General features: G+C 69.9%; 6 protein-coding genes. 3 read left to right on the top strand and 3 right to left on the bottom strand.

The window, feature by feature from the left end; all coding sequences use genetic code 11:
• Positions 1-93: 93 nt before the first annotated feature.
• Together ACFXJL_RS26015 and ACFXJL_RS26010 are read right to left on the bottom strand one after the other, a co-directional pair.
• Entirely contained in the window at positions 94-1,746 is a 1,653-nt protein-coding gene (locus tag ACFXJL_RS26015; RefSeq protein ID WP_384696192.1) for an AMP-binding protein, read from the bottom strand.
• Positions 1,747-1,750: 4 nt separating this feature from the next.
• Positions 1,751-1,996: a phosphopantetheine-binding protein gene (locus tag ACFXJL_RS26010; RefSeq protein WP_358880970.1), complete on the bottom strand. Its 246-nt coding sequence runs from the start codon at positions 1,994-1,996 to the stop codon at positions 1,751-1,753.
• 125 nt (positions 1,997-2,121) lie between these two features.
• Here ACFXJL_RS26010 and ACFXJL_RS26005 point away from each other — a divergent pair, with 125 nt between their 5' ends.
• Together ACFXJL_RS26005 and ACFXJL_RS26000 are read left to right on the top strand one after the other, a co-directional pair.
• Positions 2,122-3,447, top strand: coding sequence for an alpha/beta fold hydrolase (locus tag ACFXJL_RS26005; protein WP_384696188.1), 1,326 nt, complete (start codon positions 2,122-2,124; stop codon positions 3,445-3,447).
• Positions 3,444-4,193 carry a methyltransferase domain-containing protein gene (locus ACFXJL_RS26000; RefSeq protein WP_358880968.1) on the top strand — a complete coding sequence of 250 codons (750 nt, stop codon included), beginning with the start codon at positions 3,444-3,446 and terminating at the stop codon, positions 4,191-4,193. The genes ACFXJL_RS26005 and ACFXJL_RS26000 overlap by 4 nt, the downstream gene beginning before the upstream one ends.
• Before the next feature lie 38 nt (positions 4,194-4,231).
• Here the strand turns inward: ACFXJL_RS26000 and ACFXJL_RS25995 are convergent, their stop codons facing one another.
• A complete protein-coding gene (locus ACFXJL_RS25995) occupies positions 4,232-4,942 on the bottom strand; it encodes a PIG-L deacetylase family protein (RefSeq protein ID WP_384635336.1) in 711 nt (236 codons plus the stop codon).
• A 159-nt stretch (positions 4,943-5,101) separates the two neighbouring features.
• On the opposite strand from ACFXJL_RS25995, the gene ACFXJL_RS25990 reads away from it, so the two are divergent.
• On the top strand, positions 5,102-5,464 hold the full coding sequence (locus tag ACFXJL_RS25990; protein WP_358880966.1) for a VOC family protein: 363 nt from the start codon (positions 5,102-5,104) through the stop codon (positions 5,462-5,464).
• Positions 5,465-5,567: the final 103 nt, after the last annotated feature.

The following is a 5,567-nucleotide window of genomic DNA, read 5'->3' as shown; positions in this document are numbered from 1 at the left end:
GACTACCTCCCGTGCGCGATCCGGTGTGGCCCGGACCGGCTCAGCATGATCGGCGGCTGCGCTGGTGCCCGCTCAGATCTGAGCGGACCGTTGTCACGAAGACTGCATGGACGCCAGCCGTCGTTCGGCGACGCGGCGCAGGTACGGTCGATCGACCTTGCCGTTGGCGTTGAGGATCGGCTGCGGCACCCACCAGAGCAGGCGGGGCAGCATGTAGGCGGGGAGGCTACGGGCCGCCCTGCGCAGGACATCGGCCTGTGCGACGGGCGGCCCACCCATGAGACAGGCGACCAGTTGTGGTCCGCTGTCACCTGCAACGGCGAGGACGGCCACCTCGGCGCCGGGCGCGGCTGCACGCAGGGCGTTGCCGACCTCCGCCGTCTCGACCCGATAGCCCTGGATCTTGAGCTGAGTGTCGGTGCGGCCGAGGTGGGCGAGCCCCCGCGGCCCCCGACGCACCAGGTCTCCGGTGCGGTACCAACGGTGTCCGCCGTGGTCAAGGAAACGGCCCTCGTCCTCGGCCGGATCCAGATATCCGGTGAACACCTGCTCCCCGCTCAGACAGAGTTCGCCGGTGTCGGCTGGTGCGCCCGCCTCGTCGACGACGAGGATACGGACGCCGGGCAGGGGCTCACCGATCGAAACGACGGTGTCGGCGCACAGGTTGTCTTGGTCGTTCTCGCCCCCTGTGTCGCCCGCATCCACACGTTTCGCGTTGTTCTCACGGTCGACGTGGTCGACGTGGTCGACGTGGTCGACGTGGTCGACGTGGTCGACGTGGTCGACGTGGTCCTCCCAGATGTGTCCGGTACAGGCCACGCTCGCCTCGGTCGGCCCGTACAGGTTGTCGATGAGCGAGCCAGGGGCGGCTCGGCGCCATGCACGTGCGGTGCCGGTGCTGAGCGGTTCGCCGCAGAAGATCGTCGTCCGGGCATCCGGGAGACAGCCGGGGAGCAGCCGTCCGGCGATGCGCAGCGAGGCGGCGAGGCTCGGGGTGGCGTGCCACACCGTGATCCGCTGGCCCGCCAGCCGGGCAGGGGCGAGCGCCTGCAATCGGTTGAGTGCGCACAGACAGCCGCCGGATCCCCAGGCCAGGAAGAGTTCGCTCATCGACAGGTCGAAGGTGAGCTCGTAGATCTGGCTGAACCGGTCGCCGGGTCCGAGGGTGTGGCGTGCGAGGGCGGCGCCCACGTAGGCGCTGATGTTGCGATGGCGGATCGGTACCCCTTTGGGCACTCCGGTGCTGCCCGAGGTGAACATCAGATAGGCCAGGTCGTCCGAGCAGCGCAGGGGTGTGCTCAGCGGGCCGGGCGGTCCCGGCCTGCGGATCGGCACTCCCGGCGGGAGATCGGTCAGATCGGTGGCGATGACCGCTTCGGGATCGAGCAGCGGCAGCAGTGCGGGCAGACCGGCCGCGCCTGTGGCATCGACCACGAGTGCGTCGAGACGGGCGGCTTCGGCCACGGCCCGAAGCCGTTCCGTCGGCGCGTCCGGGGCCAGGGGAACAGCACAGGCCCCGGCCCGTAGGGCGGCGAGGAAGCCTGCGTACGCGGTCACGCTCTTGGCGGCCAGGATGCCGACCCTGCGGCGTCCCGCGGCGGCGAGCGGTCTGGCGAGTGCTGAGGTCTCCTCGTCCAGGGCGCGGTACGTCAGGGTGCGCCGACCCACGCTGAGGGCCGGCCCGTCGGGGGCGATCGCAAGCCCCCGGTCGAACCACTGGTCGAGGAGGGTTGCGTCGGCGGGCACCGGGTCAGCCACTGGTCAGCCGGTCGAGGACTGCCCACAGCGAACCCGGGGTGTCGAAGGTGGCGGGAGCGATGTCCTCGTCGGGGAAGGTCACTCCGAGGATGTCCTCCAGGGTGTCCATCAGGACGACCGATCCGACGGAATCCAGTCCCACGGTAGCCAGCTGTAGGTCCTTGGGGACCGGATCTTCGTGTTCCAGCGCGGGGAGTTGGGCGCGCAGGATCTGTTCCAGGGTTTCGTACGTGATCATTACTACGACGCCCTTCCACTCGATGACACGCCCAGCGAAGCGGCGCGCGCCCAACGGCGCCGCTCACTACTGAGCAGCACGGCTTCGGCGGCCGGATCATGCTCGTCATCGACCGTTGGAGGAACATGCCCGAGAGCATCGAGTCGTTCCTGTCAGCCGTGCACCGCACGTTCGCGGAGGTGACACGCAGGGCGCCCGACTACTTCACAACGCAACCGCTGCGGGCGAGCACACCCCCGGTGGGTGCGGTGGCGGCGGTGGCCGATGCGTTCGGGGCACGGCTACTCACCACCACCGCCGAGGAGTTCACCGCGATCGACGAGCTGGTGGAGCGCAGGAGGTGCGACCCGACGGAATCGATCCCCGGCGGCGAACCGGCCGGTGGATGGGCGCGGTGGCGGCTCGACCAGGACCGGCGCACCGCCCTGCGCGCCGCGCGGGCCGCGCATCTGGCCCGAGCGATGGATCGGCGGACCGCGCGGCACGAGGGACGCAGTGTGCACTACCGGGTCTGCGGACAGGGTCCGTTGCTGGTGCTGGTGACCGCGTTGGGTCACACCGACGAGGTCTGGTACCCGCTCGCGGAACGGTTGCTGCACGGTCGGCGGGTGGCGATGTGGGACGCCGGGGAGCGCGATCCGTGGGGGCGACCCTGGACACTGGCCGGTCAGTTGGCCGACGTCGACGCCGTGCTGCATGCCGAAGGGGTGCGCTCGTGCGATGTCATCGGATGGTGTTCGGGTGCGCAGGTGGCTTTGGAGTACGCGCACCGACGACCCGGCGCGGTCCGTGCGGCAGTGCTGCTGAACGGGTCATACCCGCGGGCAGGAGCGGACGCGGCCTCCCGCTACGAACGTGACCTGGCCGCGGTGTGCGCCTCCGTCGTGGCCCGGCCCGAGCGCGCGTCAAGAGCGTTGAGAATGCTGGCCGGCGCGGGGGCCGTCCTTCCGCTCCCCGCGGACGAACACCTGGCGGCCGTCGAAGTGCTGGCCCGGACACCGCCCGGGTTGGCGAGCGTCCTGCGTCGCCCCTTCCGAGATGCCGATGCCCTGGTCAACTACAGCCACCAACTGTCCGAGCTGTGGGGGCGCCGGCTACCGGGCCCGGGTGCGAGTCTCCCACCGCTGTTGTCGTTGGCGGCGGGATTCGACCGGGTCGCCGCTCCCGAACCGCCACGGGCTCTGCTGCCGCTGCTCTCCCGGCGGCACGGCGAACTCGTCGGCGCAACGCACTACAGCATGCTCGATCGCCCGGAGGTGGTGGCCGCGGTGTGCGCGGCCTTCTTCGACGATCCGACCCACGATCCGGCCCACGATCCGACCCGTGAAGCAGCCGGTGAAGCAGCCGGTGGCCCGATCGGCGCGCCGAGGGAGATCGTCTGGGGAGCGCCGGTCGCGGACGTGTCCCCACCAGCCGTCCAGGAATCCATCAACGAGGGAGTGACACCATGACCCAGTCAGTGAAGTTCGACAAGCTCGCCGCGACCTACGACGCGGCCCGCGGGGGTGAGGGGCGCGGACATATGACAGCGGCCACGATCTCACCGCACCTCGTACCGGGCTCGGTGCTCGAAGTGGGGGTCGGTACCGGTGTGGTGGCGGCGGGTCTGGCCGCGCTCGGTCACACCGTGCGGGGTGTGGACGTGTCCCAACCGATGCTGGAGGTCGCCGCCAAGCGCTTCGACGGCGAGCTCGTGCTCGGCGACGGTATGGCGCTTCCGTTCGAGGACGCCTCACAGGACAATGTGGTGTACGTGCATGCGTTGCACCTGATGCCTGACATGGCGTCGGCGCTGGCCGAGGCGGCGCGGGTGCTGCGGCCTGGCGGACGCGTGGTGGTGCGGCACGGAGACCCGGTGGCCGACGCCGATGACCTGGTGTTGATTCTGCGTCAGGTACAGGGGATGCAGCCGGCGCGGCCGGACGAGCCGGCCGCGGTGCGGACTGCTGCCGAGGTGGCCGGGCTCCAGATGTGCCAGCAGGGTCTGGAGCCGGAGTACGAGAGCGGGATGAGCCCCGAGACCTTCATCGCCCTGATCGTCAACCGGCAGGTGCCCTTCCTCCAGCGGCTGGCGCCTGAGCGGGCGGCCGAGGTCGTCGAGCCGATCCTCAAGCAGTTGTACGCCCTGCCGGAGCCCCAGCGGGTGCGCCGACAGGCGTGGTCGTGCTGGTTGACCGTGGCACAGAAGCAGGTGTGAGGGCCACCGTGTCGGCGGTGGCCCCCGGGCGGGTCCGATCAGCAGGGGATCATCTCGAAGGCCACCGCCGGCACACCCCCGAAGCGGGCCCCAACTGCCTGCGCCTGCCCGCTGACCGCTGGGCGCACGGCTTCCTGGCTGTAACCGAGCGCCTGGAGATAGGTCTTGTGCGCCGCCAACGAGGCGACCGCGGCGTCCAGACCGGTGGAGATGTCCACGGCGTGGGTGGGCTCGGGGGCGTTCGCCACGGCGATGTACTGCACCGACCAGGGCTCGCCCGCCGACGGAAGGATCCACCGGTTCCCGGCGTCCATCAGCGCGTCCAGTGCGCATTGGCCGAACTCGCGGTGGTCGGGAGCGTTCCAGCGTCCGGTGCCGGTGCGCTGGTGGTGGTTGAAGACGACCACCAGTTGGGGTCGGCGTCGACGGATCGCCGCCACCAGATCGCTCCGCAGTGCTTCGCCCGCGCGCACGGCGCCGTCCGGGTGGTCGAGGAACTCGACATCGCTGACGCCGACCCGGGCAGCCGCCTCCCGTTGCTCGGCCTCGCGGACCTTCGCCGCCTCCGCGGGCGGCAGGGTGTCGATCCCGGCTTCACCGCGGGTGGCCAGCAGATAGGAGACGGTGTGACCCTTGCGGGTCCACACCGCGACGGCGCCGGCGGAACCGAACTCGACGTCGTCCGGATGGGCGGCCAGGACGAGCGCGCTTCCCCAGTCATCGGGCATGCGTTCCAAATTCTCACTCATGATCCGACGGTACGGCCGAGAATTGGTGACGACCGCTCAATAGTGCGCTGTCGCGTGCCCGTGGGAGCAAATCGTGGAGCTGCCCACTCCATATCGTCACATGTGAAAGACTGCGCGTGGGCGTAACCGCCCAGAAATAAACTTCGTGAAAGGTGGATCATGGCAGCGATTGCCGAGCCCGGGGCCGTGACGTTAAATTGCCCCGACCCAGAATCACTGGCGGAGTTCTACGCCCAGGTGACCGGGTGGCAGAAGATCTTCAGCAGCGAGTCTGCGGCCTATCTGGCCGGCCAGAACGGCATGCGCCTCGGATTCGTCAAGTCTGATGGATTCGAGGCTCCGACGTGGCCGAACGCGACGAACCGCGTGCACATCGACTTCAGCGTCGCGGACCTCGACAAGGCCGAGGCCGAACTGGTGGCGCTCGGCGCCAGCAAGCCGGAGGTGCAGCCCGGCGCGGGGAAGTGGACGGTCCTCCTCGACCCGTCCGGCTATCCGTTCTGCATCACCACGATGGGCTGATCCTGGCCTGACGGCCGAGGCCCCCGATGGCCGCCCGCGCGGAAGGGGGCGTCGGCCGTCGGGTGTCGGGAGGTGCGGCGAAGATGCCGGGTAGCCGCAGGCT

The sequence above is a fragment of the Streptomyces sp. NPDC059256 genome (assembly GCF_042753785.1).
Taxonomy (GTDB): domain Bacteria; phylum Actinomycetota; class Actinomycetes; order Streptomycetales; family Streptomycetaceae; genus Streptomyces.
This window is presented reverse-complemented; position numbering and strand designations above follow the sequence as displayed.

What these genes read in the sequence shown, in the direction of transcription:
- ACFXJL_RS26005 (WP_384696188.1), top strand. Translation starts at nt 2,122, where the DNA reads ATGCCCGAGAGCATCGAGTCGTTCCTGTCAGCCGTGCACCGCACGTTC.
- ACFXJL_RS26000 (WP_358880968.1), top strand. Translation starts at nt 3,444, where the DNA reads ATGACCCAGTCAGTGAAGTTCGACAAGCTCGCCGCGACCTACGACGCG.
- ACFXJL_RS25990 (WP_358880966.1), top strand. Translation starts at nt 5,102, where the DNA reads ATGGCAGCGATTGCCGAGCCCGGGGCCGTGACGTTAAATTGCCCCGAC.
- ACFXJL_RS26010 (WP_358880970.1), bottom strand. Translation starts at nt 1,996, where the DNA reads ATGATCACGTACGAAACCCTGGAACAGATCCTGCGCGCCCAACTCCCC.
- ACFXJL_RS25995 (WP_384635336.1), bottom strand. Translation starts at nt 4,942, where the DNA reads ATGAGTGAGAATTTGGAACGCATGCCCGATGACTGGGGAAGCGCGCTC.